Raw genomic sequence first — 25,676 nt, 5'->3', positions numbered from 1 at the left:
TCACCGGAGGCCGGCCGCCGCGACCGGGGAGCGATCCACGTCGGCCTCCTGAGACAGCCCGGCGAAGAGGTCGTCCTCCCAGCGGTACGGGCCGACGCCCGGACCCTTCTCGCCCACGGCCAGGGTGAAGAACTCCACCCCCATGAACTCGCCGCCGAAGTTGCCGGCGATGGAGTAGAGCCACGACGTTGCCGGGATCTGGGTGGCGTGCGCCCGCATCGCCGCCTCCTTGGCCGAGTGCTGGTCGGTGCCGTCGATCCGGGCGGCGATCTGCTCGTCCGGGGTGCCGAAGGGCAGCTCGGCCAGGTCCTGGATGCCGGCGAACGGGTTGTCCGAGGACTCGGCGAAGTGCGCCATGCCGGCCTCCAGCACGCTGAGCGGCATAGCCGTCCAGTAGACCTTGGCCGGGGCGCAGCCCTCGACCGCTGCCAGCTCGACGGCGCGCATCGCCACCCGGTGCGCCTGGATGTGGTCGGGGTGGCCGTAGAAGCCGTTCGGGTCGTAGGTGATCAGCACCTGCGGACGTACCTCTCGCATGATCTTCACCAGGTGCCCGGCGGCCTCGTCGAGGTCGGCCTGCCAGAAGGCCCGGGGGTGCTCGTTCGTCGCGAGGCCCATCATGCCCGAGTCGCGGTAGCGACCGGCGCCGCCGAGGAAGCGGTGGTCGGCGACGCCGAGCGCCGCGCAGGCGGCGGCCAGCTCCGCGACCCGGTACCCGCCGAGCTGGTCGGCCTCGGCGGCGGCGAGCTGCGCGAGCGCCGGTACGTGGATCTCACCCTCCTCGCCGAGCGTGCAGGTCACCAGCGTGACGTGTGCGCCGGTGGCGGCGTAGTGGGCCATGGTCGAGCCGGTGCCGATCGACTCGTCGTCGGGGTGCGCGTGGACCAGTAGCAGGCGGCGGTCGGGCAGCGTCGTCACGACGGTCACTCTAACCGGCGGTTCTCCCCCGGGGTCGTTCGACGCGTCCGCCCAGGTCGGCCACATCACGCCCGGCGCGGCTCTACGATTTGGCCTGTGGACTTTCCGGAGCTGGCCGCCCGTACCCGCCGGTTCAGCCACGGCGCGCCACGGGCTGTCTCCGTAGCCGCGGACGGCTCCCGGGTGATCTTCCTGCGCTCCGCCGGCCCGGAGGATCCGGCCGACGCCCTGTGGCTGCTGAACGTGGCGACCGGCGAGGAACACCTGGTGGCCGATCCGGCGACCCTGCTGGGCGCCGACGGAGACCTCCGGGCGCTGTCCCCCGGTGAGCGGGCGTTGCGGGAGCGACTCCGGCTCACCGCCGCCGGCATCGGCTCGTACGCGCTGGACGCCGCCGGCCGCGTGGCCGTGTTCGCGCTGGCCGGCCGGTTGTTCCGGGCCGACCTGGTGCACGGCGACGTGGTGGAGGTGGCCGCCGTCGGCCCGGTGCTGGACCCTCGACCCGATCCGACCGGCGAACGCCTGGCCTACGTGACCGACGCGGCCGAGGGCGTACGCCGGGGTGAGCTGCGGGTGATCGACGCCGACGGCACCGACACCCTGCTGGCCGGCGAGGACGCGGGCGTGAGCTGGGGGTTGGCCGAGCACATCGCGGCCGAGGAGTTCGGGCGGTACCGGGGTTACTGGTGGGCTCCGGACGGGCGCATGGTGCTCGCCGCCCGGGTGGACGAGTCCCGGCTGGACCGCTGGTACCTGCACGACCCGGCCGAGCCGGGCCACCCGCCGACGGCTGTCGCGTACCCCCGGGCCGGCGGCCCGAACGCCGAGGTGAGCCTGCACCTGCTCGACCTCGACGACGGCTGGGTCGACGTGCACTGGGACCGCGAGACCTACCCGTACCTGGCCGGCGTGAGCTGGGCGGAGGGCAGCCCGTTGATCACCGTGCTGCGCCGCTCGCAGCAGCACGGGCTGGTGCTCGCGGTGGACCCACGCACCGGCGAGACCCAGGTCCACGCCGAGCTGGCCGACCCGCGCTGGGTGGAGCCGATCGCCGGCACTCCCGCGCATCTGCCCGACGGCCGGGTACTGGTCGGCGGCGAGCTGGCCCACGACGGCTACGACGCGCGCTGCCTGTTCGCCGATGGCACGCTGCTCACCCCACCCTCGCTCTACGTGCGGCGGGTGGTGGGTCGACTCCCGGCCGTCAGCGGTCCCGCCGACCTGCTGGTGGAGGCGAGTGACGGGGAGCCGAGCGAGCGGCACCTGTTCCGGGTCCGTACGACGATCGGCGGTGGGGTGGACGCCCGGCGGCTCACCACCGACCCGGGCTGGCACACGGCGGCCGTCGGCGGGGACGTGCTGGTGGTCGGTACGGCGTCGCTGGACCACGCCGGGGTGCGCTGGACGGTGTCGCGCGGCGGGCAGGAGGTGGCCGAGCTGCGATCTCTGGCCGCCGACCCGCCGTACTCTCCGCTGCCGCTGCTGGAACGGGTGACCGACCGGCGGCTGCCGGCGGCGGTGCTCTACCCGGACAACCACGTGACGGGCCGGCGGCTGCCGGTGCTGCTGGACATCTACGGCGGCCCGGGCCACCAGGAGGTGGTGGCGGCGCGGGCCGCGTGGTTGGAGCGGCAGTGGTGGGCCGACGCCGGCTTCGCCGTCGTCACGATCGACAACCGGGGTACGCCGGGAGTGGCCCCCTCGTTCGAGAAGGCGATCCACCGGCGACTGGCCGACGTCATCCTGACCGACCAGATCGACGCGTTGACCGCCCTCGCCGGCAAACACCCGGACCTGGACCTGGGTCGGGTGGCCGTACGCGGCTGGTCGTTCGGCGGGTGGCTGGCCGGGTTGGCGGTGCTCCGCCACCCGGAGCTGTTCAAGTGCGGCATCGCGGGCGCTCCGGTGACCGACTGGACGCTGTACGACACCGCGTACACCGAGCGGTATCTCGGCCTGCCCGAGGACGGCATGGACGTGTACGCCCACCACTCGCTCATCGAGCTGGCCGCCGAGCGGATCACCGGCCCGGACCAGGCTCGCCCGCTGCTGCTGGTACACGGGCTGGCCGACGACAACGTGGTGGCCGCGCACACGCTGCGGCTGTCGGCCGCGCTGTTGTCGTCCGGCCGCCCACACGCCGTACTGCCGCTGACCGGCGCGACGCACATGGCCGCGAACGGCACCGCCGAGCGGCTCCTCCCACTGGAGCTGGAATTCCTGCGTACGCACCTGCGGTGAGCGGCCAGGATCCGCGCCAGGGAAACTACCTGTCGGGAACCGCCGTGTTTGCCTCCGCGCAGGTTGCGCCCTGTCCCGCGAGGACTGTTTCGCGGAATGACGCCACGACGGGCCGAAGATCGACCCGGTGCCAGGCCGCCCACAGTTGCACGGCTCCCCCGTACCAGGGGAGTTCCCGCACAACGATGCCCTCGACCATGCTCCGGACCATGCTCCGCTGAACGAGCGCGAGGCCGAGACCGGAGGCGACCAGGCCCAGTGCCGTGAGCGGATCGGCCGCGTCGAGGCGGATGTCCGGTGTGAAGCCGTAGGCCAGGCATGACGTGACAAACGTGTCACGCCAGCCCCGGTCCTGCGAGTCGCCAACCGCGATCCACGGCTGCCCGTTAACGTCGTCGGGCATCAGCTTCTCCTGCGCAACGAGGAGATGACTGGCGGGAAGCGCGAGCAGCAGCGGATCTGTCAGGAGGGGGTACGCCTTCAGATCCGGATCGTCCTCGGGTGGCGGCGTGCGGACCAGTGCGATGTCCAGACTGCGCTGGCGTAGGCCTTCGAACTGCTCGGTCGACTCCTGGTCGTACAGCGCGACATGAATCTCCGGACGCTCCTCACGCAGGACGCGAAGAGCAGTGGGCAGGATGCCGGTGTGTATGGCGTCGGTCACGTAACCGATGCACAGCCCACCCTCCTCGCCGCGGCCGAGCCGCCGGCCAAGGTTCTCCAGCCTGTCCGCGTGGCGCAGTAGAGCGCGGGCCTCAGTCAGGAAGAGACGGCCGTCGGAGGTCAGGCGGATGCGCTGCTGACTCCGCTCGAAGAGGGTGAGGCCCAGGCTCTTTTCGAGCTGGGCGATTTGCCGGCTGAGTGGCGACTGGGACATGTGCAGCCGGTCGGCGGCCCGTCCGACGTGCTCGGCCTCGGCGACGGCCACGAAGTACCGGAGTTGTCGGAGGTCAAGCATGTAGGACCTCGCAGGACTCAAGTAAGTCGTGGTAAGTCTTGGACAGTCTCATGAGTGGATCATAATCTTGGACTCGCACAACCGGTCAATCGTACAATTGTTCATGTATCGTACGAATTTACATTAAGAGGCTCACATCATGTCGATCAAGTCCGTCCTTCCTGGTGCACTCGGATTCGGCACCGCGCCGCTCGGCAACATGTTCCGCGACATTCCCGACGGAGAGGCGGCGGCCACCGTCGATGCCGCATGGGACCAGGGCATCCGCTACTTCGACACGGCACCGTTCTACGGCGCGGGCCTCGCCGAGATCCGGCTCGGCAACGTGCTGTCAGAGCACCCGCGCGACGAGTACGTCCTCAGCACCAAGGTCGGCCGCGTCATCCTCGACGAGATCGAAGATCCAGCCACCCGCGACCTGGGCGAGAAGGGTGGCCTCTTCGAGCACGGCCGCCCGAACAAGGTCCTCAACGACTACAGCGCCGACGCCACCCTGCGCTCCATTGACGACAGCCTCAAGCGCCTCAAGACCGACCGCCTCGACATCGTCTGGGTGCACGACGTAGCCCAGGACTTCTACGGGGACGACTGGCTGGCCGTCTACGAGTCGGCCCGCACGGGTGCCTTCCGCGTCCTACAGAGGCTGCGTGACGAGGGTGTCATCAAGGCATGGGGTCTGGGTGTCAACCGGGTGGAGCCCCTGGAAATCACCCTCGATCTTGACGAGCCCAAGCCCGACGCCTTCCTCCTCGCCGGCCGCTACACCCTCCTGGACCACGACCATGCTCTGCAGCGCCTGATGCCGGCCGCTGCGGCCCAGGGCGTGGACATCGTCGTCGGTGGCCCCTACAGCTCGGGAATCCTTGCCGGCGGTACGCACTTCGAGTACCAGCAGGCACCTGCAGCCATCATCGAGAAGGTGACGCGGATCAAGGCACTAGCCGAGCGGTACGGGATTACCGTCAAGGCCGCCGCGCTGCAGTTCGTCCTCGCCAACCCGGCCACGGTTGCCGCGATCCCCGGTGCCACGAAGCCCAGCCGCATCGCGGAAGACGTGGCCGCCCTCAACGAGACGGTGCCGGCTGCCTTCTGGACGGCCCTCCGGGAGGAGAAGCTGATCGCCGACTCCGCGCCCGTACCCGCCGCCTGACCGTTCATCCCCTCTCTGACTCAGTTCCTCAGGAGATTCCCGTGGCCACAGCGACTGAATTCATCGACGTTCCCGTTTCGCCCGACCGCACCTGGCAGCTCATCGGCGGCTTTGACTCCCTTCCCGAATGGCTGCCCTACATCCCGAGCAGCGAACTCAGCGAGGGTGGACGCGTCCGCACCCTCACGAACGAGGACGGCGGCGTCATCGTGGAGCGTCTCGAAGCCTTCGACAATGCGGCACGCACCTACAGCTACTCCATCCTTAAGGCCCCCTTTCCCGTCACCGACTATTTCTCCACCCTCAGCGTGCACGCCGTAGCTGAACAGAACAGCGCCCGCGTGCAGTGGTCAGGAACCTTCACGCCGGTCGGCGTCAGCGACGAAGAGGCCATCGCCCTGTTCCACGGCATCTACCGGGATGGTTTGGCCGCACTGCACCAGACACTCACCGTGGCCGCCGCTTGACAGCTGAGGCTGCCCCCACTGGAACTGGACTTCCTGCGTACACGTATCGACGGTGAGCGGCTACCCCCGTTCTGGCAGCGCTGCCAGAACGGGGGTAGCCCGCCGATCCCCGCTGGCGGACGGGGTCAGCCCTTGGGGCTGGGACCGAACCGGTTGGCTCCGGGCGTGCTCTCCAGCACGAAGGACACGATCAGGACGATGGCGCCCACGATCGGCACCAGGGCGATCAGCAACCACCACCCCGTCTTGTCGGTGTCGTGCAGGCGTCGCACCGCGACGGCCAGCGTCGGCAGCAGCAGCGCCAGGGAGGCGACGAGGCCGATGAAGCCGGAGGGCCCAGCCCCCCGCGTCCCGATATCCGTGCAGCCGGGCGTCGACGGCGTAGGAGTAGCCGTTGTCGAGGTCCGGAAAACGAAACTTGTCGGCTGCGACGTCGAGCTGTTCGAGGATGTCGGACGAGCGCACAGCCGAGCACTGTACTGCGGTCAACGCGTTCGGCTCTCCCAGGCCGGCTGCCTGGGCCGATCGTTGTGCACGACGACGTCGGCGTGCCGAGTCGGGTGGACGGTGGCGAAGTAGAGCTGCTGGGAGGGGATGTACCGCTCGCGCCAGCGTCGTTCGACGTCGGCCCGGGGTGACAACCGCTCCCGGAGCACGGCACGGTCCACGGTCCTCTCGAGGTCCGTCGACAGGAAGATGCGCAGGTCCCACCGGTCGATCAGTTCCGGACGCAGGAGAAAGACGCCGTCGAAGACCAGCACGGCGTCGACGGGAGCGGTGGTGACCGGCGGGGACAGCACGGTGTCCGTGGCGCGGTCGTACACCGCGTGCTGAAAACGTCGATCTCCGTTCGGGCCGAGCGGATCGAGCAGCACCCGGTTGAGCGCGTCGTTGTCGTGGGTGTCGTGGTAGCAGCCCTCGGCCGAGTACTCGCCGCGCGGATAGCGCCGCGCCCGGGGAAAGAGGAAGTCGTCGATCGTCGCCCGGATGACGTCGCGACCCTGCCCGCGCAGGACGACGGCCAGTTCGTCGGCGAGGGTGGTCTTACCGCTGGCGGGCGGCCCGTCGACCGCGACCCGCGTCGGGTGCACGACCGTGACGGACCCGACCGCCTCGGCCAGGCGACCGAGCAACTCGTCGCGGGTGCCGTGGTCCACGGTCTGCACCGTCCTCATTTCGCGAGGGCCGCCATGCGGCGCGGTCAGTGTCGGAGACGCCCACTCCTTGCTGGAGCTGACCCACCGTACCCATCGGGGTTGGACCGTCACGCTCACAGCACCCCGAGGTTGATGGCGAGCTGGGTGATCGTGGGTGGGGCGTCCGGGTGACGGGCGGCGTGGGCGACGACGTCCCGCGCCGACGGCCGGTGGCGGATCTCGGCCGGCGCGATGCTGTCGGCCCGCACCAGAAGCCGGGCCGCGTTGCCGGGGTCGTTCGTCTGGAGGTGGGCGCGCGCCGCGTCGATGAGGTGTGCCGCGCGGTCCTCGACCGGCAGCCACCGCCAGCCGTCCCGCCGGATCGCCTCCCGATGCAGGGTGACCGCCCGCGAGCCGTCCCCCAGCTCCACCGCGGCGGTGACCCGCGCCAGCTCGACGGCCGTCGGCCCGAACGCCGTCCGGTGGTGATCGTGTCCGTCGCCCACCCCAGCGGCCAGCTCGGCTGCCTCGCCCAGCAGGTCACCGGCCGCCCGGTCGCAGGTAGGCGACCCGTCGACCGATCGGAACCGGATCACCGCCCACGACGCCACCGCCGATCCGGCACCGCCCGAGTCGTCTCCTCCACCGGTATCCGCTCCGACTCGGCCTGCGCCAGCAACCGGCGTTTGGCCGCTTCCCGTTCGTCGGCGTCGATCTGCTCGCCACGACTGACCACCTCGTCGTCAGAGTTGGACATCATCGCCTCCGCTGCTGGTGGCACCGGCCGGCTCGGCCGTCGCATGCAATCCACAATGACGCTGCACTGTCATCTGATGCAGCGGCATGTGAGGGGTCATAACGGGCACATTCCCGGCGACATTAAGGCGACGCACCGCTATTGTGGCGAACATGAATGCCCCGAACACCGCCCTACGCGCGGTCCGCACCGGGATGCGTATGAGCCAGGACGACTTCGCCCGCGCGCTCCAGGCCGCCGGTCGACGCGTCGGCGAGCCCAACGATGCCAACAAGAGACTCGTCCAACGCTGGGAGTCTGGCGCGATCGCCGCGCCACGACCCATGTATGCCCGCGCCCTGGAGGTCGTCACCGGCCTGCCGGTCTCGCTCCTCGGCTTCGCTGCGATTCCCGACGGCCGCGCAGTCGACGACCAACACGGTGGGCACGACGTGACCTCACCCATGTCCGATCTGGCCACGCCGACGCCCAAGCCACTCGCGGTCCACGCGTCGTACGAGGGTATCTGGCTCAGCCGCTACCAATTCCACTCCAGCGGCCGGGGAGAATCATTCGCCGGGCAGCACTTCGTGGTCGTGCTCCAGCACGGCGATCGACTGACGGTGCGCAGCCTTCCCGGCTCAGCCGCATCGTCACTGTCGATGGATCTCACCGTCGACGGTGCCGTGGTCACCGGCACCTGGGTGGAGCAGACCGATCCGGCCGGCTACTACCGGGGCACTCGCTACCACGGCGCCATCCAGCTCCTGGTCGAGCCCACCGGCCGGCGGATGGCCGGAAAATGGGTCGGGTTCGGCAAGGACATGGACGTCAATACCGGCCCATGGGAACTGACCTTCCGAGATGCTTCCACATCGAAGACGACGCTCGACCGGTACAACACGTCGCCCGATTAGGCTCTCCGCCACCTCGTCCGCAGCCTCGTCGTAGTCCGAGCGGTGGTCAGCGCTCGTCTGCCGCCCGTGGCGCAGGTCTGCTCAGCGGTAGGCCCGGATCTGGTCGAGCCAATCGACGGCCAGCCGGCGTCCGTCCGGGAGCCGGTCGTCCCGGTCCCTGAGCATGTCGTCGAGTGTAGGCGGCCGCCGTGTCGGCGCGACCGTCGAAAACGCCCCTCGGGTCCCGCCGGGGCTGTCAGACCGTCGGCGGCCAGCGGTGGGTTCGCCACTCGTGCCACGTCGCGAACCCGGCCGGCGGCTCGTCGATGGGCTCGCTGCCGTCGAGCTCGCCCGGCGTCGGGATGTCGATGCGGGCGGCCCAGTCGGCGAGTTCCGCGTCGGACATCGGCCACGTCGTGTGGGGCGCGTCGGCCTGGCGCTGGTCGAGCCGTCTGCGCTGCTCGGCCGGGGTGAGTTCGAAGTAGCGCAGCTCCACCGCCACGCCGAGGTCGGCCGCTGCCTGCCGGAGGGCGGAGCGCTCGTCCCGACCCCAGAGGCCGAAGTCGATCACGACATTGGTGCCGAGTTCGAGGGCGCGCAGCCCGATCTCGATGAGTCGTCCCTCGATCACGTCCGAGGCCGCAGGCGGATTCTCGACCCCGTAGAGAGCCTTCACCCACTCGTCCTTGGTCAGACGAAGTGCCTCCTGCTCGACCTCGATCTGCCGGGCGGCAGTGGTCTTTCCGGTACACGGGAGCCCCACCGTCAGGAACAGTGTCGGTCGCGTCAGCACGGATGCCATCCGCTCAGCATGCCCGGATCTCCCAGGTTGGCAGCGGGGATCGTCGTTGTGCACGATGACGTCGGGCCAGGTTCGCACAGAGCCGAGCACAACTCAGTCAAGCCAGCAGATCACCGCGTCGCCGTCACTGGCGGCCGCGGCGAAGAAGGTCTGGACGCCGGGCAGATAGTGGGCCACCCACGCCAGCTCGCCGGGCTCTTCCCAGGTCTGTGGGTAGACCTCGGCCAACTTCAGCTCCTGGGGGTCGACACCCCCGATCAGGGTCTCCTGGGTGAGCGCGGCCAGCTGCGAGGCCGCGACCGTCACCTGCGACGGGGTGAGGTAGGAGGGCGGCCCGTAGCCCCAGTCGTCTTCGAGGTTTTCCAGGAAGTCGAACATCTCGTCGCTGTCGGGTTCGACGTCCGGCAACTCCACAAAGCTCTCCGCGCCGAGGACCAGCGGGACTTCGAAGCCGAGCCGGTCGAGGAGGAAGTCGAGCCCGTGCCACGCCCTGTCGGTGCCGGTCCAGCGTTCGGAGTTGTCGTCCCGCGCGCTCATGGCGTGCTCGTAGGCCCAGCCGAGGTCTGCCTTGGCCCGCTCCAATTCGTCTGGCGAGACGCGCAGCCAGTTGCCGTTCATGCTCACGCCGCCAAACCTAGATCCCGGCTACGACAGGACTCGCGCCGCGCTGCCGCTGACCGGCGCCACCACATGGCTGCCAACGGCACCGCCGAGCGGCTGCTCTCGCTGGAGCTGGAATTCCTCCGTACGCACCTGGGGTGAGCGGCCGCACTTCCAAGATCGCACTCGGGTCCAGGAGCGAGTGGTACTCCCGGCGCCACAAACCTCTGCCGCGAAGGACTCGTCACGTTAGGCGAGATCGGTTACGGTCTCTGCAACAAACGCATGTGACGACGCGGGGGCCACCCTGATCGTTGAGCCGGCGCCTGCCCGAGCCGGCCGTCACATCACGGGAGGACAGCGTGTCGGATTATCCGAAGATGATCGTCCCGGTCGACCACATCGAGCCGGTGCCTCGCCGGATCCGAGCCTTCCTCGGCGGCGAGCAGGTACTGGAAACCACGCGGGCGTTGTACGTGTGGGAATGGCCGTTCTTCCCGCAGTACTACATCCCCGTCGACGACCTGAATCGCGACCTGTTGATCGAGGGCGAGCACACCGAGGTGACCCGGCGCGGGACCGCACGGCTGCACGGGCTGCAGGTCGGCGAGACGGTCCGTCCTTCGTGCGGGCGGTTGTACGGGGACGACGCGCTTGCCGGGTTGGCGAACACGATCCGGTTCGACTGGGCAGCCATGGATGCCTGGTTCGAGGAGGACGAAGAGGTCTTCGTGCACCCCCGGAACCCGTTCGCGCGGGTGGACGCGGTGCGTTCCACCCGCAGCGTCAGGGTGGAACTGGAAGGCGTCGTCCTGGCCGAGTCGACATCGCCCGTGCTGGTCTTCGAAACCGGTCTGCCGCCCCGCTACTACCTCAACCGGACCGACGTGAACTTCAAGCACCTCGTGGCGTCGCCGACGAGGACCGCCTGCCCGTACAAGGGCCAGATCAGCGACTACTGGTCCGTCCGAATCGATGACCAGACCCACCCGGACCTGGCTTGGTCGTACGACTTCCCGACCGCCGCACTCCTGCCGATCGCCGGCCTGATCGCCTTCTACAACGAGAAAGTCGATCTCTTCGTCGACGGCGAGCGACAGAGCCGGCCGTCAACGCCCTTCCACTGAACCAACCGCACGCCCTGGCACCGCATCGAACAGGTTCCCAGGTGCACGGATGCCCAGCACGCCCGGCGGCATTGTCGAGCGGGGACCCTGCCTATCCACGGTGTGACCTACGGCTTCACGTACGCGTTGGCGAACGACGGGTAGCCGAAGACGCTGCAGACGAAGACCGCGCCTCGGCAAGATGGCCGAGCCGTTCCTCGCTCACCGCAACTCGCAATCTTGGACAGTTTCCGTTAGCACGTAACGGAAACTGTCCAAGATCTGTAGCCGAGGCTTCATGTCAGTCGTCCTCGATCCGCCCGGTGGCGGGATCGACCATGGCCAGGTAGTCGCGGATGTTCTCCCTGTGCTCGTCGAGCGACAGGCCGCGCGTCGGACCGACACCGAATCCGTAGCCGGGCCTCGGTCCGCTGAGCCATGTGTAGTCGGTGCCGTCGCACTCATTCGGGCGGAGGGAGAACGTCTCTCCGTCGACATCGACCGTGACCGACGTCGCGTCGTCCGGAGGTACGGGGCGCAGGCCGGGTACGGCGTTCCGATCGACGTCGCCGTCATCGGGGTAGATGGGCTTCACATGGCCATCATCGCGCGGCAAGGACCACCCGCCGGCAGAACGGCGAGGGCCCCCTCCCGACGACGCTGTCGGAAGAGGGCCCCTGCCTGCCTGCGCTACGGCTTCACGTACGCGTTGACGAACGACGGGTAGCCGAAGACGCTGGAGACGAAGACACCGCCGGCCTTCGAGCCGTGCACGTGGTAGGCCACGTCGACGTACATCGGCACCACCGGCGCGTACTCCTTCATGATCCGCTCGTCCAGCTTGGCCCACTCCGGGCCCTGGTCGGCCGGTGCGAGCGCCAGGATGCGGTCCATCTCGGCGTTGATCGTCGGATCGTTGAAGTACGACTGGTTGCTGTTGCCCTCGGCCTTGATGGTGCGGCCGTCGTAGAGCACCGGCAGGATCGCCGCGCCGCTCGGCCAGTCCGCCGCCCAGTTACCGATGTACAGGTCCCAGGGGTTGTCCTTCTTCTTGATCTCGTCGAGCTTCGCGTCGTCGGAGATGTTCCGCAGCGTGATCTTGAAGCCGGCACGCTCCAGGTTGGCCTTGAGCTGGGCGCCCTGCTGCTGCTCGGTCGAGTTGTCGGCGACACCGAGGACCAGCTCCGGCGTCTGCCCGCCGAGGAGCTCCTTGGCCTTCGCGACGTCACCGTTCGGGCCCGCCGGGTACGCCTCGTACGCCTTGTAGCCGATCGTGGCCGGCGGCATCAGCGTGGTCAGGGGGGCGGCGACGTTCTGGCCACCGAGCGCCTTGACCATGCCCTCCCGGTCGATGGCGTAGTTGAGCGCCTGGCGAACCTTGAGGTCCTTGACCCGCTGGTTGTTGATGACGAGCTGGTTGGCGCTCGGCGTCGGCGAGAGGATGGTGCGCGACTTCAGCGCGGCGTCCCCGGCCACCTTGGCGACCAGCGAGGCGGGTACGGCGTTGAAGGCGAGCGCGCTCTGGTCGGCGCCGTTGTCGGCGATCACCCGGTTGTTGGCGGCGTCCGCGGTCGGGCCGAAGGACCAGACGAACTGGTCCGGGTACTGGTGCCGGACCGGGTCGGTGTTCGGGTCCCAGTTGGGGTTGCGGTCCAGCGTGATCTGCACGCCGACCTGGTTCTTGGCGACCTTGTAGGGGCCGGACGAGAACGGCTGCTTGTCCAGGTCGATGCCGGTGTCCTTGTCGGCCGGCAGCGGCGCGGTGGTCGGCAGCGAGACCGCGAACGGCAGGTCACAGCGGGGCTTGGCGAACTCGAACCGCAGCGTCTTCGCGTCCGGCGTGGTCAGGCCGGGCGGCAGGGACGTCTTGTTCTTCTTGAAGTCCCACTTGGTGTCGAACTGCGGGCTGTCGGCCAGCCACTCCTGGAGGTAGGTCGGGCCGCCGGAGAGGTCCGGGTCGAAGGAGCGGGCGATGCCGTACGCGATCTCCTTGGAGGTGATCGGACGGCCGTCCTCGAACTTCACCCCATCCTTGATCGTGAATTCCCAGACCTTGCAGTCGTTGTTGACGTTCTTGCCCGGCGTCTCGGCGAGGTCACCGACGAGAACCAGACCACCCTTGCCGTCGTCCTTCCAGGTGGTCAGGTAGCGCGCGAAGAGCGGGTTGGTCATGAGACCCGCGAACGAGTACGTCCGCTGCGGGTCGAGATGGGAGATCGGCGACTCCCGGATGATGGTGAAGGTGCCGCCCTTCGCGGCGCCGCTCACCTCGGCCGCCGGCCCCTTCGAGTCCTTGGGGTCGGTCGCGATGACCCCGGTCTGCTGCCGGTTGTTGTCCACCGTGGTGCCCTCGCCCGTGTTCTTCGAGCACGCACCCAATGCCACAACCAGAGCGATCGCGCCGCCTGCGGCAACCGCCACGCGTGGTCGCATGAAGTACCTCCTTCACCCATGTGCCGTGCGGTTTCGTCGGGGCGAGAACCGCCGACGTCCCGAGGATCGTAAGGAAAAAAAATCTGCAAGTTGTGTAACAGTTGTCGATAAATTCCGCCAGCAGCCGCCCGCGGGACGGCGATCGGCTCAGCGCAGTCGGACCCGTGGGTCGATGGTCGCGTACAGCAGGTCCACCAGCACGTTCGCCAGCACCACGAAGACGGCGGCGATAAGCACGGTGGCCATGATGGTGGGCAGGTCACCCGAGCGCACGGCGTCCACCGCCGTACGCCCCAACCCCTGGATGCCGAACGTCGTCTCGGTGATCACCGTGCCGCCCAGCGCCCCGCCCACGTCCAGCCCGGCGATGGTCACCACCGGAGTGATCGCCGCGCGCAGCGCGTGTCGCCCGTACACCATGGGTTTGGCCAGGCCCTTGGCCCGCGCGGTCCGGACGAAGTCCTCGGACAGCGTCTCCAGCATCTGCGCCCGCGACAGCCGGGCGTAGATCGCCGAGAACAGGAAGGCCAGCGCCACCCAGGCGAGTACCAGCCCACTCGCCCACTTCGCCGGATTGTCGAAGAGGGACGTGTAGCTCGGCACCGGCAGCCACCGCAGGTTGTAGACGAACACCAGCAGCAGCACCGCGCCCACGAAGTAGAGCTGCAACGAGGCGCCGGTCAGCGAGAAGCCGATCGCCAGCCGGTCCACCCAGGTGCCCCGACGCAGCGCCGAGACCATGCCCAGCCCCACCCCGAGCAGCAGCCAGAGGACCGCCGCCGGGATCACGATGCTCAACGTCACCGGCAATACCCGGGCGATGGTGTCCGAGACGGCCTCGTTGGTGACGTACGACCAGCCCAGGCAGGGCGCGTCACAGCGGCCACCCTGGGCGCTGCCCAGGTCCCGACCGGTCACGATGCCCTTCATGTAACCGGCGTACTGGCTGATCAGCGGGTCGTTGAGGCCCAGGTCGTCGCGGACCCGTTCCAGCCGCTCCGGGTTGCAGTTCTTGGAGCAGATGCTGCTCACGGGATCGCGTGGCAGGGCGAAGAACATCAGGAACGTCAGCACGCTCACCGCGAACAGGGTCAGCGTCGCCGAGAAGAGTCGCTTGATCAGAAATCGCGTCATGAGGTGACCCCTACCGGGACGACTTCGGGTCGAGCGCGTCCCGCAACGCGTCGCCGAAGAGGTTGAAGGCGAACACCAGCGCGAAGATCGTGATGCCCGGGAAGAACACGTACGCCGGGTCGGTCTGGAGGAAGTCCAGACTGCGGTAGATCATCCGGCCGAAGCTCGGCGTCTCGTCGCTGAGACCGACGCCGATGAACGACAACGCGGCCTCGCTGGTGATGAACTGCGGCACCGCCAGGGAGAACGACACCAGGATCGGCGCCCAGATGTTCGGCAGGAGCTGCCGGAAGATGATGTGCCCCAACCCGGCGCCGCTGGCCTTGGCGGCCTCGACGAACTCCCGCTCGCGCAGCGCGATCACCTGTCCGCGTACCAGGCGTGCCGTGCTGGTCCAACCGAAGATCGCGAACACGGCGATGAGCACACCCACCCCGAACGCCGACGACACCTGCCCCCGCTCGCCGTAGAAGCGCAGCGTGATCGTGGGGGTGAGCGCCAACGCGATGATCAGGAACGGCATGGCGAGAGTCAGGTCGGTGATCCAGTTGATCACCGCGTCGAGCCAGCCGCCGAGGTAACCGGCCAGCGCGCCGAGCACGATGCCGATCGCGGCCGTGATCAGGGCCGCGGCGAACGCGATGAACAGCGACGTGCGCAGCCCGTAGATCAACCGGATGAAGATGTCCCGGCCCAGCCCCGGTTCCAGACCGAACCAGTGCTCGCCGGTGACCCCGCCGACGTAACCGAGCGGCATGCCGAAGCCGTCGAGCAGGCTCTGGAACTGCTCGCGCGGCCCGACGCCGTAGACCATCTCGATCAGCGGGGCGGACAACCCCAACACCATGAAGAAGACCAGGAGTACGCCGCTGACCACGGCCGTACGGTCGCGGCGCAGCCGCATCCAGGCGAGCTGACCTGGCGACCGACCGACGACGCCCGTGGCCTCCGGTCCGCCCGCGTCCGAGCCGGACTCGATCTCGGCCAGCGCCAGACCCTCCACCGGGGACAGGCTCACGACGACACCTCCTCGACGTTCGGGGCCGCCACCTCGGGGCCGGGGCTGATGCCGGCCGTTTCCCCTTCGGGGAAGTGACACGCGGTGGCTTGCCGTCCGCCGTCGCGCGGCACCAGCGCGGGCTCCTCGGTGGCGCACACGTCCTGCGCCTTCCAGCAGCGGGTACGGAACCGGCAGCCCGACGGCGGATCGAGCGGCGTGGGCACGTCACCCGTCAGCCGGATCCGGCCCGCCGGGCCGAGCTGCGTGACGTCCGGGATCGCCGAGAGCAGCGCACGGGTGTACGGATGCTGCGGGCGCTCGTAGATGTCGTTCCGGTCGCCGATCTCCACGATCCGGCCCAGGTACATGACCGCGACCCGCTGGCAGAAATGCCGGACCACGGCCAGGTCGTGCGCGATGAACACGAATGCCAGATCCAGCTCCCGTTGCAGGTCGCGCAGCAGGTTGACGACCTGCGCCTGGATCGAGACGTCCAGCGCGCTCACCGGCTCGTCGGCGACGATCAGCTTCGGTCGCAGCGCGAGCGCCCGGGCGATGCCGATGCGCTGGCGCTGACCGCCGGAGAACTCGTGCGGGTACCGGTTGTAGTGCTCCGGGTTCAGCCCGACCAGCTCCAGCAGCTCCTGCACCCGCGCCTTGATCCCACCGGGCGGCTTGATGCCGTTGACCTGCAACGGCATCGCCACGATCCGGCCGACGGTGTGCCGGGGGTTCAGCGACGCGTACGGGTCCTGAAAGATGATCTGGAGTTCCTGCCGCAGCGGGCGCAGCTCCCGCCGGCCCGCGTGGGTGATGTCCCTTCCGGCGAACTCGATGCTGCCGCTCGTCGGTTCCAGCAGCCGCACCAGCATCCGGCCGGTGGTCGTCTTACCGCAGCCCGACTCCCCCACCAGGCCGAGCGTCTCGCCGGGGCGCACGTCGAAGTCGAGCCCGTCGACCGCCCGCACCGTGCCGGTGGCGCGCAGTCCCTGCCGTACCGGAAAGTGCTTGGTCAGCCCGCGGACCCGCAGCAGTGGTTCGTCGCTCATCGGGCCACCCCCACGGATGCCACGTTCTCGGCGTAGATCGCGCTGCGCTCCTCGGCGCTCAGGTGGCAGGCGACCAGGTGGCCGTCGCCGCCCGCCGGCCGCAACTCGGGCACCTCGGTGCGGGACCGGTCACCGACCCGGTCGTCGTAACGGCAGCGCGGGTGGAAGGCGCACCCGGACGGCAGGTTGATCAGGCTGGGCGGATTGCCGGGGATCGGCACCAGGTCCGCGTCCGCGTCGCCGTGCAGCGACGGCACGCTGGAGAGCAACCCCCAGGTGTACGGATGCTGCGGCGAGCGGAGCACCTGCTCCACGCTGCCGTGCTCCACGGCCCGCCCGCCGTACATGACCAGCACGTCGTCGGCCACCTGACCGACGACGCCGAGGTCGTGGGTGATCAGGATGATCGCGGAGTGGAACTCGGCCTGGAGGCCGGCGAGCAGATCGAGGATCTGCGCCTGCACGGTCACGTCCAGCGCGGTGGTCGGCTCGTCGGCGATCAACAGCGCCGGGTCGTTGACCAGGGACATCGCGATCATCGTCCGCTGGCGCATGCCACCGGAGAACTCGTGGGGGTACGCATCGAAGCGGCGGTCCGGTTGCGGGATGCCCACCCGGCCCAGCATGTCCACCGTCCGCTGGCGGGCCTCGCGCCGGCTGGCCTTCGGGTGGTGCACCCGGTACGCCTCGGCGATCTGCTTGCCGACGCTGTAGTACGGGTGCAGCGCGGACAGCGGATCCTGAAAGATCATCGCCATGTCCCGGCCGCGCAGCCGACGTACCTCCTCGTCGGGCAGACCGACGAGCTGCCGGCCGCCGACGGAGATCTCCCCGGTGATGGTGGCTCGCTTGGGATCGTGCAGGCCGAGAATGGCCAGCGACGTGACGCTCTTGCCGGAGCCGGACTCGCCGACGATCCCGAGCGTGCGCCCCCGCTCGACGGCGAAGGACACCCCGTCGACCGCGCGCACCACGCCGTCGGAGGTGTCGAACCGAACCCGCAGGTCGCTCACCCGCAGGTAGGCATCCGAGCTGTCCACGGCACCTCCCTCAGTGACGAAGAGAACTTACAACAATGTCGAGAGGGTGAAAATAAGCTACAAGCTCGGCACGTGTCAGCGGGCCCGAGCGTAACGAGTCCGCATCGGCCCTGAACAGCCCTCACCTCGGGCACTCATGGTCTTGAGAGCACGCCAGGTGCGACCATTGGGCGAGCTGCCAGCAGAGGATGCCCGTGGCACGAGGTGGAGGTGACGATGACCGCGGCGGTGTTCAACCACGAAGGCCCGTGGAGCGAAGAGGACTACCTCGCCCTCGGCGAGACGCAGCAACGCGTCGAACTCTTCGACGGGAGCCTCCACGTGACCCCAGCCCCCACCCCCCGACACCAGCGCATCTCCCGCAGGCTCGGCAACATCCTCGAAGCAGCCACCGGGCCCGCCGGCCTCGAATTACTGGAGGCGGTGAACGTCCGACTCCGCCCCGGTCGGATCCCGATCCCCGACCTCGTGATCACCGGTCCGATCGACTTCGACGAACTCAACGTCGAAGCGGGTGATGTGCGGTTGGTATGCGAGATCATCTCACCGAGCAATGCATCCACCGACAAGGTGTTGAAGATGCACTATTACGCCGCCGCCGGGATCGGGTGGTTTCTGTTGGTGGAACAGGAGACCGGCGCGCTGCACCTCTACCGTCGCCAAGGCGGCCACTACGTCGAAGTAGGGGCCGCGAAGCGCGGCGAGGTTCTGGAACTGACCGAGCCGGTGAAAGTGACCATCCGGCCGGAAGAACTTCTTCCCTGACGGGTGTCGGTCCGCTGCCCTAGGGTCGTCGCATGACCGAGTTCGACGCGGCCACCGCCGCCGTGCAGGCCGCCCTCGATGCGGGAGCGCGGTACGCCGACGCGCGGGTGATGTACCGCCGCTACGAGTCGATGACCGCGCGCAACGGCGACGTGGAGGAGCTGACCCAGGACGAGAGCATCGGACTGGGCGTCCGGGCCCTGGTCGGTGCGAGTTGGGGCTTTCACGCCGTACCCGATCTGTCGGACGCCGCCGCCCGCGACGCCGGGCGGCGCGCGACCCGGACCGCGATGGCGAGCGCGCGGGTGCCCGGCCCCCCGGTCGACCTGGTCGAGGCCGAGGCCGTGACCGCGAGCTGGTCCTCGGACTGCCGGGTCGACCCGCTCGGAGTGCCGCTGTCCGACAAGGGTGACCTGCTGGTCGGCGCGACCCGCACGATGGCCGAGCACGGCGCGGACCTGGCCGAAGGGCTCTACCAGATCTGGGACACCGCGAAGTGGTTCGTCTCCAGCGAGGGCCACCGCATCGACCAGCGGATCCGCGAGTGCGGCGGCGGTATATCGGCCACCTCGATCGGCGACGGCGAGACGCAGCGGCGGTCCTGGCCCAGTTACCGGGGGCAGTACGGCACCACCGGCTGGGAGCTGGTCGAATCGCTCGACCTGGCCGCGCACGCCGCGCAGATCGCCGAGGAGTCCCGGGCGCTCCTCACCGCGCCACCCTGCCCGGCCGGCGAGACGGATCTGATCCTCGGCGGCGAGCAGTTGGCCCTGCAGATCCACGAGTCGGTGGGGCACGCGATCGAGTTGGACCGAATCCTCGGCTGGGAAGCCGCGTTCGCCGGAACGTCCTGGCTGGACCTGGCCCAGCTCGGCTCGCTGCGCTACGGCTCCGAACTGATGAACATCACCATCGACCCGACGATCCCCGGAGCGTTGGGCAGCTTCGGCTTCGACGACGAGGGCTCACCCGCCGTCAAGCGGGACGCGGTCCGCGACGGCCGCTGGGTGGGCGTGCTCGCGGGCCGCGACTCCGCAGCCATGGCGGGCCTCGACTACGGCGGCAGCGTCCGCGCCGACGGGTGGGCCCGACTGCCGATGGTGCGGATGACGAACGTGGGCCTGGAACCCGGCCCGCACACCCTGGACGAGATCATCGCGGCCACCGACGACGGTGTGTTGATGGACCTCAACCGCTCCTGGTCGATCGACGACAAGCGGCTCAACTTCCAGTTCGGTTGCGAGGTCGGCTGGGAGATCAAGAACGGTCGGCGGGGGCGGATGCTGCGCAACCCGACGTACACCGGGATCGGCCCGCTGTTCTGGCGTTCGATGGACATGCTCTCCGGCGAGACCGTGCCCTGGGGGACACCCAACTGCGGCAAGGGCCAGCCGGGCCAGATCGGGCACACCGGCCACCCGGCCGCGCCGGCCCGCTTCAAGAACGTCCGGGTGGGGGTATCCGCGTGAGCGCGAGGAGTGAGCCGGGTTTGCGAGCCCCGCAGTCGCGAACGAAAGGCGGATCCGCGTGAGCGCGAGGAGTGAGTTGGAGCTGGCGGGGCAGGTCGTCGAGCTGGTCCGGCGGGCTGGTGGCCCGGCAGTGCAGGCCGAGGTGGTGGTGACCCGGGCGGACCTGGCGCTCACCCGCTTTGCCAACTCGGCCGTCCACCAGAACGTCTCCGAGTCGACGGTCGGCGTCCGGCTGCGGGTGCACGCCGACGGGCGGACCGTCGCCGGGAGCGGCAGCATCGTCACCTCCGACGGGTTGCAGGCGCTCGTCGAACGGACCCTCGCCGCAGCGCGCCTCGGCCCACTCGACCCGGGCTGGCCCGGCCTGGCGCCGCCCACGCCCGCGCCGGTCGCGCCGCCCGTCGACGAGGCGACCGCCTACGCCGAGCCGGACCAGCGGGCCGACCGGGTGGGCGCGTTCGTGGCCGCCGCCGGGGGCCTCACGACTGCCGGTTACTGCCGTACCGCGCACCGCTCGTCGGCGTTCGCCAACTCGGCGGGGCACAGCGCGTACGGCCGCTCGGCGGAGGCCGCGATGGACGGCATCGCGCGACGCGACGGCGCGGACGGTGTCGCGCGGCGCAGCGCGGACCGGCTGTCCGACCTCGACGGCGCCCAGCTGGGCGCACACGCCGCCGCCAAGGCGCAGGCGGCGGCCGATCCGGTCGAGTTGCCGCCGGGACGCTACGAGGTGGTGTTCGAGCCGGCCGCAGTGGCGGACCTGTTGCAGAACCTGTGCTGGTACGGCTTCAACGGCAAGCGGTACGCCGAGCGGCAGTCCTTCGCCGAGCCGGGCGCGGCACAGTTCGACCGGCTGGTGACCCTGGTGGACGATCCGCTCGGCGCGTCGGGTCTGCCGTTCGACGCCGAGGGCACCGGCCGGCGGGCGGTGACGTTCGTCGACGAGGGCACCACGCTGGCGGTCGCGCACGACCGGCGGACCGCCGCCGAGGCGGGTGCGGAGTCCACCGGGCACGCGATTGCGGGCGGTGCCGCCTGGGGGCCCATGGCCCGTAACGTCCGCCTGGCCGCCGCGGCGGCGGGCCCGATGAGCGCGACCGGCCGGAACACCACGGGCTCGGCGGCCGGCGCGGTCGTCGACGCGGACACCGCGGCGCTGGTCGCCGGGGTACGACGGGGACTGCTGGTCACCGATCTCTGGTACACCCGTGTGCTCGACCCGAAGAGCCTCGTCGTCACCGGGTTGACCCGCAACGGGGTGTGGCTGATCGAGGACGGCACGGTCGTCCGGGCGGTCCGCGACCTGCGGTTCACCGAGTCGTACCCCCGGGCGCTCGGACCGGGTGCGGTCCTCGGGCTGGGCTCCGAGACCGTGCGTCAACCGGATCGGGTGGACGGTGCCTGGTGGGCGGCGCCCTCGGTGCGGCTGGCGTCCTGGCACTTCACCGGCGGCGCGTCGGGCTGATGTCTCCGGCTATCCGGCGCGCCGACGGCGTTTTCGCAGGCCAGACACACGGGACACTCCCTTGCGCGGACGGCTCGCAAAGATCGGCGTAACGTGTGTCACTTAGCTGCGTCGGTCGATCCGACGTGGTCGTTGGTGTGCGCATGACGTGGCAGCGGGTGCGGGTTCGCCGGTCCGCGTGCCGACCGGAGAGATCAGCCCGCCCGTACGGGCCCGTCGAGGAGACGACTCGAATGACTTCAACGGCAACGAGGCCGCGGGGGGCGCGGGCGCGCGCCGCCATCACGGCGAAGACGTTGCGTACCGACCGATGGTGGTTCGCCCCGCTGATCACGGTGATCGGGCTGAGCGCCTGGGTGGCGTACGCGACGGTCCGGGTGTTCATGCACAAGTGGTACTGGGTGGACCAGTTCCACTACCTGACCCCGTTCTACTCCCCGTGCGTGACCGACCGGTGTGTCGAGCAGGCCTCGCACTTCGGCAGGTTCCTGCCCGGCTGGTGGATCATCCCGGACGCCGCGCTGACCCTGCCGTTCCTGCTGCTGTTCCGGCTCACCTGCTACTACTACCGCAAGGCGTACTACCGGTCGTTCTGGCTGTCGCCGCCGGCCTGCGCCGTCCCGGACGGCCACAAGGAGTACGGCGGGGAGACCCGTTTCCCGCTGCTCGGGCAGAACCTGCACCGCTACTTCTTCTACGCCGCCGCGATCATCTCGCTGATCAACACGTGGGACGCGATCCTCGCCTTCCACTCGCCCAAGGGCTTCGGCTTCGGGCTGGGCAACCTCGTCCTGCTGCTCAACGTGGTGATGCTCTGGGCGTACACGATCTCCTGCCACTCCTGCCGGCACATCATCGGCGGCCGGCTCAAGCACTTCTCCAAGCACCCGGTGCGCTACCGCGCGTGGACCTTCGTCTCGGCGTTGAACGTCCGGCACATGCAGCTCGCCTGGATCACCCTCGGCACCCTCGCGCTGACCGACTTCTACGTGATGGCGCTGTCTGCCGGCTGGTTCAACGACCTGCGGTTCATCAACTAAAGGGCCCCTGACATGACCACAACCACTCGCATCGAACGACACCACTACGACGTCGTCGTCATCGGGGCCGGCGGCGCCGGTCTGCGCGCCGCCATCGAGGCCCGCCTCGCCGGCAAGAAGACGGCGATCATCTCGAAGTCGCTGTTCGGCAAGGCACACACGGTGATGGCCGAGGGCGGCGCCGCGGCCGCGATGGGCAACGTGAACAGCCGCGACAGCTGGCAGGTGCACTTCCGCGACACCATGCGCGGCGGCAAGTTCCTCAACAACTTCCGGATGGCCGAGCTGCACGCGAAGGAGTCGCCGCAGCGGATCTGGGAGCTGGAGACGTACGGCGCGCTCTTCGACCGTACGAAGGACGGCAAGATCTCCCAGCGCAACTTCGGCGGGCACGAGTACCCCCGACTGGCGCACGTGGGCGACCGGACGGGCCTGGAGCTGATCCGCACCCTCCAGCAGAAGATCGTCTCGCTGCAGCAGGAGGACAAGCGCGAGTTCGGCTCGTACGACGCCCGGATCAAGGTCTTCTCCGAGACGACCATCACCGAGCTGCTGCTCGACGGTGACCGGGTCGCGGGCGCGTTCGGCTACTACCGCGAGTCCGGGGAGTTCATCCTCTTCGAGGCGCCGGCCGTGGTGCTGGCCACCGGCGGTGTCGGACGCTCCTACAAGGTCACGTCGAACTCCTGGGAGTACACCGGGGACGGGCACGCGTTGGCGCTGCGCGCCGGGGCGACGCTGATCAACATGGAGTTCCTCCAGTTCCACCCGACCGGCATGGTCTGGCCGCCCTCGGTGAAGGGCATCCTGGTCACCGAGTCGGTCCGTGGCGACGGTGGTGTCCTGAAGAACTCCGAGGGCAAGCGGTTCATGTTCGACTACGTCCCCGACGTCTTCCGCAAGCAGTACGCGGAGACCGAGGAGGAGGCGGACCGCTGGTACACCGACCCGGACAACAACCGGCGTCCGCCGGAGCTGCTGCCCCGTGACGAGGTGGCCCGCGCGATCAACAGCGAGGTCAAGGCCGGTCGGGGCTCCCCCGCCGGCGGTGTCTTCCTGGACATCGCGAGCCGGCGCTCGGCCGACGAGATCCGCCGCCGGCTGCCCTCGATGTACCACCAGTTCAAGGAGCTGGCCGACGTCGACATCACCTCCGAGCCGATGGAGGTCGGGCCGACCTGTCACTACGTGATGGGCGGCGTCGAGGTGGACCCGGATTCGGGTGCCGCCTTCGGCCACGTACGCGGCCTGTTCGCCGCCGGCGAGGTGTCCGGCGGCATGCACGGCTCCAACCGCCTCGGCGGCAACTCCCTGTCCGACCTGCTGGTGTTCGGCAAGCGGGCGGGCGGCCACGCGGCCAGCTACGCCGACGGGTTGTCCGCCCGGCCGAAGGTGGCCGTGGACGCGGTCGAGGCAGCCGTGGAGACCGCGTTGGCCCCGTTGCAGCGGGACACCGGCGAGAGCCCGTACACCCTTCAGCAGGACCTCCAGGCGGTGATGGGAGACCTGGTGGGCATCATCCGGCGCGAGGGCGAGCTGGCCGACGCGCTGGTGCGGCTCGCGGAGCTGCGCGAGCGGGTGGCCAAGGTCAGCGCCGCCGGCGGTCGCCGCTACAACCCGGGCTGGCACCTCGCCCTGGACCTGCGCAACATGCTTGTCGTCTCGGAGTGCACCGCGAAGGCGGCGCTGGAGCGGCAGGAGTCGCGGGGTGGGCACACCCGCGAGGACTATCCGACGATGGAGCCGAAGTGGCGGCAGGTGAACCTCGTCTGTTCCCTGGACGGCGACGCCGTACGGCTCACCCGTAAGCCGTTGCCGAAGATGCGGCCGGAGCTGATCGGCCTCTTCGACCGGGCGGAGCTGGCCAAGTACCTCACCGACGAGGAGCTCACCGACTTCGACGCTCTCGTCTCCGACGCTGGAGAGGCGGACAACCGATGAGCGAGAAGCGTCAGTTCCGGATCTGGCGGGGTGACGAGACCGGCGGCGACCTGCAGGACTACATGGTCGAGGTGAACGAGGGCGAGGTCGTCCTCGACGTCATCCACCGCCTCCAGGCCACGGATGCGCCCGACCTGGCCTGCCGATGGAACTGCAAGGCCGGCAAGTGCGGCTCCTGCTCGATGGAGATCAACGGCAAGCCGCGACTGGGCTGCATGACCCGGATGTCGACCTTCGGTGACGAGGAGACCGTGACGGTCACGCCGCTGCGGACCTTCCCCGTCATCCGGGACCTGGTCACCGACGTCTCGTTCAACTACGAGAAGGCACGGGAGACCCCGGCGTTCGCCCCTCCGGCGGACGTCGCCCCGGGCGACTACCGGATGCAGCAGGTCGACGTGGAGCGCTCGCAGGAGTTCCGCAAGTGCATCGAGTGCTTCCTGTGCCAGAACGTCTGCCACGTGATCCGCGACCACGAGGAGAACAAGCAGGCGTTCTCCGGTCCGCGGTACTTCATCCGGGCGGCCGAGCTGGACATGCACCCGCTGGACGCCCGGACCGACCGCAAGGAGTACGCCCAGGCCGAACAGGGCCTTGGTTTCTGCAACATCACCAAGTGCTGCACCGAGGTCTGCCCCGAGCACATCAAGATCACCGACAACGGGATCATCCCCATGAAGGAACGCGTCGTCGACCGCAGGTACGATCCCCTTGTGTGGCTTGGTAGCAAGATCTTCCGTCGGGGCGAGACGCCCCAGACCAGCGTGACCACCGCCCGTCAGGGCTCGGCGAGCCTGCCGGGTACGAGCCGGGGCGGCGTGCACTCGCACGCTGGCGGCTCGCACGACCCGCAGGCCGAGGCGCAGGCGCAGAGCGGCGTCAACTGGCACCGCGAGGTCCCCCACCCGACCGCTCCGGCGGTCGACGACCGGGGCAAGCTGCCGCTGACGGAGCTCACCTTCGACCGGGCAGCCGCGCCGTCGCCGTTCGGCGACGACGTGACCTTCCCGCTGCCTCCGGAGCACCTGAACTTCGCCCACCCGGACCAGGACGACAAGCACTAGTCAGACCACCAGAGACGGGGGCTGTCGGCTTTGCCGACAGCCCCCGTCCCCGTCTCCCCCACCCTCTCCCCACCCCTGGGCCCGTTGATCATGAAGTTATTGCCCTGCCTACCGGCGTGTCATGGCAACAACTTCATGATCAACGGGATGGTGGAGGAGGGCGGGCGGGAGGTCGATCGGGGTGACCGCCAGCTCCGCGGTCTCGTAGAAGGAGGTGGCGTGCCGCAGTCGGGCGAAGTACTCGGCGCCGCCTGCGGGGAAGTGCA

Annotated in this window: 25 protein-coding genes and 1 pseudogene; 11 read left to right on the top strand and 15 right to left on the bottom strand. The window is 69.3% G+C overall.

From position 1 onward, the window contains the following. Window positions 1-927, bottom strand: coding sequence for an N-acetyl-1-D-myo-inositol-2-amino-2-deoxy-alpha-D-glucopyranoside deacetylase (mshB, locus tag ABZU91_RS10495; RefSeq protein ID WP_355237076.1), 927 nt, complete (start codon window positions 925-927; stop codon window positions 1-3). 87 nt (window positions 928-1,014) lie between these two features. Here mshB and ABZU91_RS10490 point away from each other — a divergent pair, with 87 nt between their 5' ends. Next, window positions 1,015-3,159 carry a prolyl oligopeptidase family serine peptidase gene (locus ABZU91_RS10490; protein WP_355237073.1) on the top strand — a complete coding sequence of 715 codons (2,145 nt, stop codon included), beginning with the start codon at window positions 1,015-1,017 and terminating at the stop codon, window positions 3,157-3,159. A 25-nt stretch (window positions 3,160-3,184) separates the two neighbouring features. On the opposite strand, the gene ABZU91_RS10485 is transcribed toward ABZU91_RS10490, so the two are convergent. After that, window positions 3,185-4,117 carry a LysR substrate-binding domain-containing protein gene (locus tag ABZU91_RS10485; protein ID WP_355237071.1) on the bottom strand — a complete coding sequence of 311 codons (933 nt, stop codon included), beginning with the start codon at window positions 4,115-4,117 and terminating at the stop codon, window positions 3,185-3,187. Window positions 4,118-4,256: 139 nt separating this feature from the next. Between ABZU91_RS10485 and ABZU91_RS10480 the strand changes: the two genes are divergently transcribed. Next, window positions 4,257-5,267: an aldo/keto reductase gene (locus ABZU91_RS10480; protein WP_355237069.1), complete on the top strand. Its 1,011-nt coding sequence runs from the start codon at window positions 4,257-4,259 to the stop codon at window positions 5,265-5,267. A gap of 41 nt (window positions 5,268-5,308) precedes the next feature. After that, a complete protein-coding gene (locus ABZU91_RS10475) occupies window positions 5,309-5,734 on the top strand; it encodes an SRPBCC family protein (protein ID WP_355237066.1) in 426 nt (141 codons plus the stop codon). A gap of 125 nt (window positions 5,735-5,859) precedes the next feature. Here the strand turns inward: ABZU91_RS10475 and ABZU91_RS10470 are convergent, their stop codons facing one another. The 4 genes from ABZU91_RS10470 to ABZU91_RS10455 form a co-directional block, all read right to left on the bottom strand. Continuing rightward, on the bottom strand, window positions 5,860-6,006 hold the full coding sequence (locus ABZU91_RS10470) for a DUF805 domain-containing protein (protein ID WP_355237063.1): 147 nt from the start codon (window positions 6,004-6,006) through the stop codon (window positions 5,860-5,862). Between the two features lie 213 nt (window positions 6,007-6,219). After that, on the bottom strand, window positions 6,220-6,891 hold the full coding sequence (locus ABZU91_RS10465; protein WP_355237595.1) for a cytidylate kinase family protein: 672 nt from the start codon (window positions 6,889-6,891) through the stop codon (window positions 6,220-6,222). A gap of 113 nt (window positions 6,892-7,004) precedes the next feature. Further along, a complete protein-coding gene (locus ABZU91_RS10460) occupies window positions 7,005-7,466 on the bottom strand; it encodes a hypothetical protein (RefSeq protein ID WP_355237060.1) in 462 nt (153 codons plus the stop codon). After that, the gene (locus tag ABZU91_RS10455; RefSeq protein ID WP_355237057.1) at window positions 7,463-7,627 is read right to left on the bottom strand and encodes a hypothetical protein; all 165 of its coding nucleotides are present in this window, start codon (window positions 7,625-7,627) and stop codon (window positions 7,463-7,465) included. The genes ABZU91_RS10460 and ABZU91_RS10455 overlap by 4 nt, the downstream gene beginning before the upstream one ends. A 143-nt stretch (window positions 7,628-7,770) precedes the next feature. On the opposite strand from ABZU91_RS10455, the gene ABZU91_RS10450 reads away from it, so the two are divergent. Then, window positions 7,771-8,523, top strand: coding sequence for an XRE family transcriptional regulator (locus tag ABZU91_RS10450; protein WP_355237054.1), 753 nt, complete (start codon window positions 7,771-7,773; stop codon window positions 8,521-8,523). Between the two features lie 235 nt (window positions 8,524-8,758). Here the strand turns inward: ABZU91_RS10450 and ABZU91_RS10445 are convergent, their stop codons facing one another. Continuing rightward, window positions 8,759-9,304, bottom strand: coding sequence for an ATP-binding protein (locus tag ABZU91_RS10445; protein WP_355237051.1), 546 nt, complete (start codon window positions 9,302-9,304; stop codon window positions 8,759-8,761). 93 nt (window positions 9,305-9,397) lie between these two features. Next, a complete protein-coding gene (locus ABZU91_RS10440; protein WP_355237592.1) occupies window positions 9,398-9,922 on the bottom strand; it encodes a YfbM family protein in 525 nt (174 codons plus the stop codon). A 344-nt stretch (window positions 9,923-10,266) separates the two neighbouring features. On the opposite strand from ABZU91_RS10440, the gene ABZU91_RS10435 reads away from it, so the two are divergent. Then, the gene (locus ABZU91_RS10435) at window positions 10,267-11,031 is read left to right on the top strand and encodes a DUF427 domain-containing protein (protein WP_355237048.1); all 765 of its coding nucleotides are present in this window, start codon (window positions 10,267-10,269) and stop codon (window positions 11,029-11,031) included. 280 nt (window positions 11,032-11,311) lie between these two features. Here ABZU91_RS10435 and ABZU91_RS10430 read toward each other — a convergent pair whose 3' ends face one another. The 6 genes from ABZU91_RS10430 to ABZU91_RS10405 all read right to left on the bottom strand — a co-directional run bounded on the left by ABZU91_RS10430 (window position 11,312) and on the right by ABZU91_RS10405 (window position 17,666). Then, window positions 11,312-11,605 carry a hypothetical protein gene (locus ABZU91_RS10430; protein WP_355237045.1) on the bottom strand — a complete coding sequence of 98 codons (294 nt, stop codon included), beginning with the start codon at window positions 11,603-11,605 and terminating at the stop codon, window positions 11,312-11,314. Between the two features lie 95 nt (window positions 11,606-11,700). Next, a complete protein-coding gene (locus ABZU91_RS10425; RefSeq protein ID WP_355237042.1) occupies window positions 11,701-13,443 on the bottom strand; it encodes an ABC transporter substrate-binding protein in 1,743 nt (580 codons plus the stop codon). A gap of 147 nt (window positions 13,444-13,590) precedes the next feature. Further along, on the bottom strand, window positions 13,591-14,577 hold the full coding sequence (locus tag ABZU91_RS10420; RefSeq protein ID WP_355237039.1) for an ABC transporter permease: 987 nt from the start codon (window positions 14,575-14,577) through the stop codon (window positions 13,591-13,593). A gap of 10 nt (window positions 14,578-14,587) precedes the next feature. Beyond that, on the bottom strand, window positions 14,588-15,595 hold the full coding sequence (locus ABZU91_RS10415; RefSeq protein WP_355237036.1) for an ABC transporter permease: 1,008 nt from the start codon (window positions 15,593-15,595) through the stop codon (window positions 14,588-14,590). Then, on the bottom strand, window positions 15,592-16,626 hold the full coding sequence (locus ABZU91_RS10410; protein ID WP_355237033.1) for a dipeptide ABC transporter ATP-binding protein: 1,035 nt from the start codon (window positions 16,624-16,626) through the stop codon (window positions 15,592-15,594). Before ABZU91_RS10410 ends, ABZU91_RS10415 begins: the two co-directional genes overlap by 4 nt. Beyond that, complete coding sequence (locus ABZU91_RS10405) at window positions 16,623-17,666, bottom strand: ABC transporter ATP-binding protein (RefSeq protein ID WP_355237030.1); 1,044 nt, start codon at window positions 17,664-17,666, stop codon at window positions 16,623-16,625. Before ABZU91_RS10405 ends, ABZU91_RS10410 begins: the two co-directional genes overlap by 4 nt. A 216-nt stretch (window positions 17,667-17,882) precedes the next feature. On the opposite strand from ABZU91_RS10405, the gene ABZU91_RS10400 reads away from it, so the two are divergent. From ABZU91_RS10400 to ABZU91_RS10375, 6 genes are all read left to right on the top strand, one after another. Continuing rightward, complete coding sequence (locus ABZU91_RS10400; protein ID WP_355237027.1) at window positions 17,883-18,431, top strand: Uma2 family endonuclease; 549 nt, start codon at window positions 17,883-17,885, stop codon at window positions 18,429-18,431. A gap of 32 nt (window positions 18,432-18,463) precedes the next feature. Next, window positions 18,464-19,900 carry a TldD/PmbA family protein gene (locus ABZU91_RS10395; RefSeq protein ID WP_355237024.1) on the top strand — a complete coding sequence of 479 codons (1,437 nt, stop codon included), beginning with the start codon at window positions 18,464-18,466 and terminating at the stop codon, window positions 19,898-19,900. A 58-nt stretch (window positions 19,901-19,958) separates the two neighbouring features. Beyond that, on the top strand, window positions 19,959-21,365 hold the full coding sequence (locus ABZU91_RS10390; protein WP_355237021.1) for a metallopeptidase TldD-related protein: 1,407 nt from the start codon (window positions 19,959-19,961) through the stop codon (window positions 21,363-21,365). 233 nt (window positions 21,366-21,598) lie between these two features. Next, on the top strand, window positions 21,599-22,405 hold the full coding sequence (locus ABZU91_RS10385) for a hypothetical protein (RefSeq protein WP_355237018.1): 807 nt from the start codon (window positions 21,599-21,601) through the stop codon (window positions 22,403-22,405). A gap of 12 nt (window positions 22,406-22,417) precedes the next feature. Beyond that, window positions 22,418-24,346, top strand: a complete 1,929-nt coding sequence (locus ABZU91_RS10380; RefSeq protein WP_355237015.1) for a fumarate reductase/succinate dehydrogenase flavoprotein subunit — start codon at window positions 22,418-22,420, stop codon at window positions 24,344-24,346. After that, window positions 24,343-25,410 carry a succinate dehydrogenase/fumarate reductase iron-sulfur subunit gene (locus ABZU91_RS10375; protein ID WP_355237013.1) on the top strand — a complete coding sequence of 356 codons (1,068 nt, stop codon included), beginning with the start codon at window positions 24,343-24,345 and terminating at the stop codon, window positions 25,408-25,410. The genes ABZU91_RS10380 and ABZU91_RS10375 overlap by 4 nt, the downstream gene beginning before the upstream one ends. Window positions 25,411-25,581: 171 nt before the next feature. Here the strand turns inward: ABZU91_RS10375 and ABZU91_RS10370 are convergent. After that, a pseudogene (locus tag ABZU91_RS10370) lies at window positions 25,582-25,676 on the bottom strand (ribonuclease Z); the annotation flags it as partial.

Source organism: Micromonospora sp. NPDC005174 (genome assembly GCF_040608495.1).
In the GTDB taxonomy this organism is placed as follows: domain Bacteria; phylum Actinomycetota; class Actinomycetes; order Mycobacteriales; family Micromonosporaceae; genus Micromonospora.
This window is presented reverse-complemented; position numbering and strand designations above follow the sequence as displayed.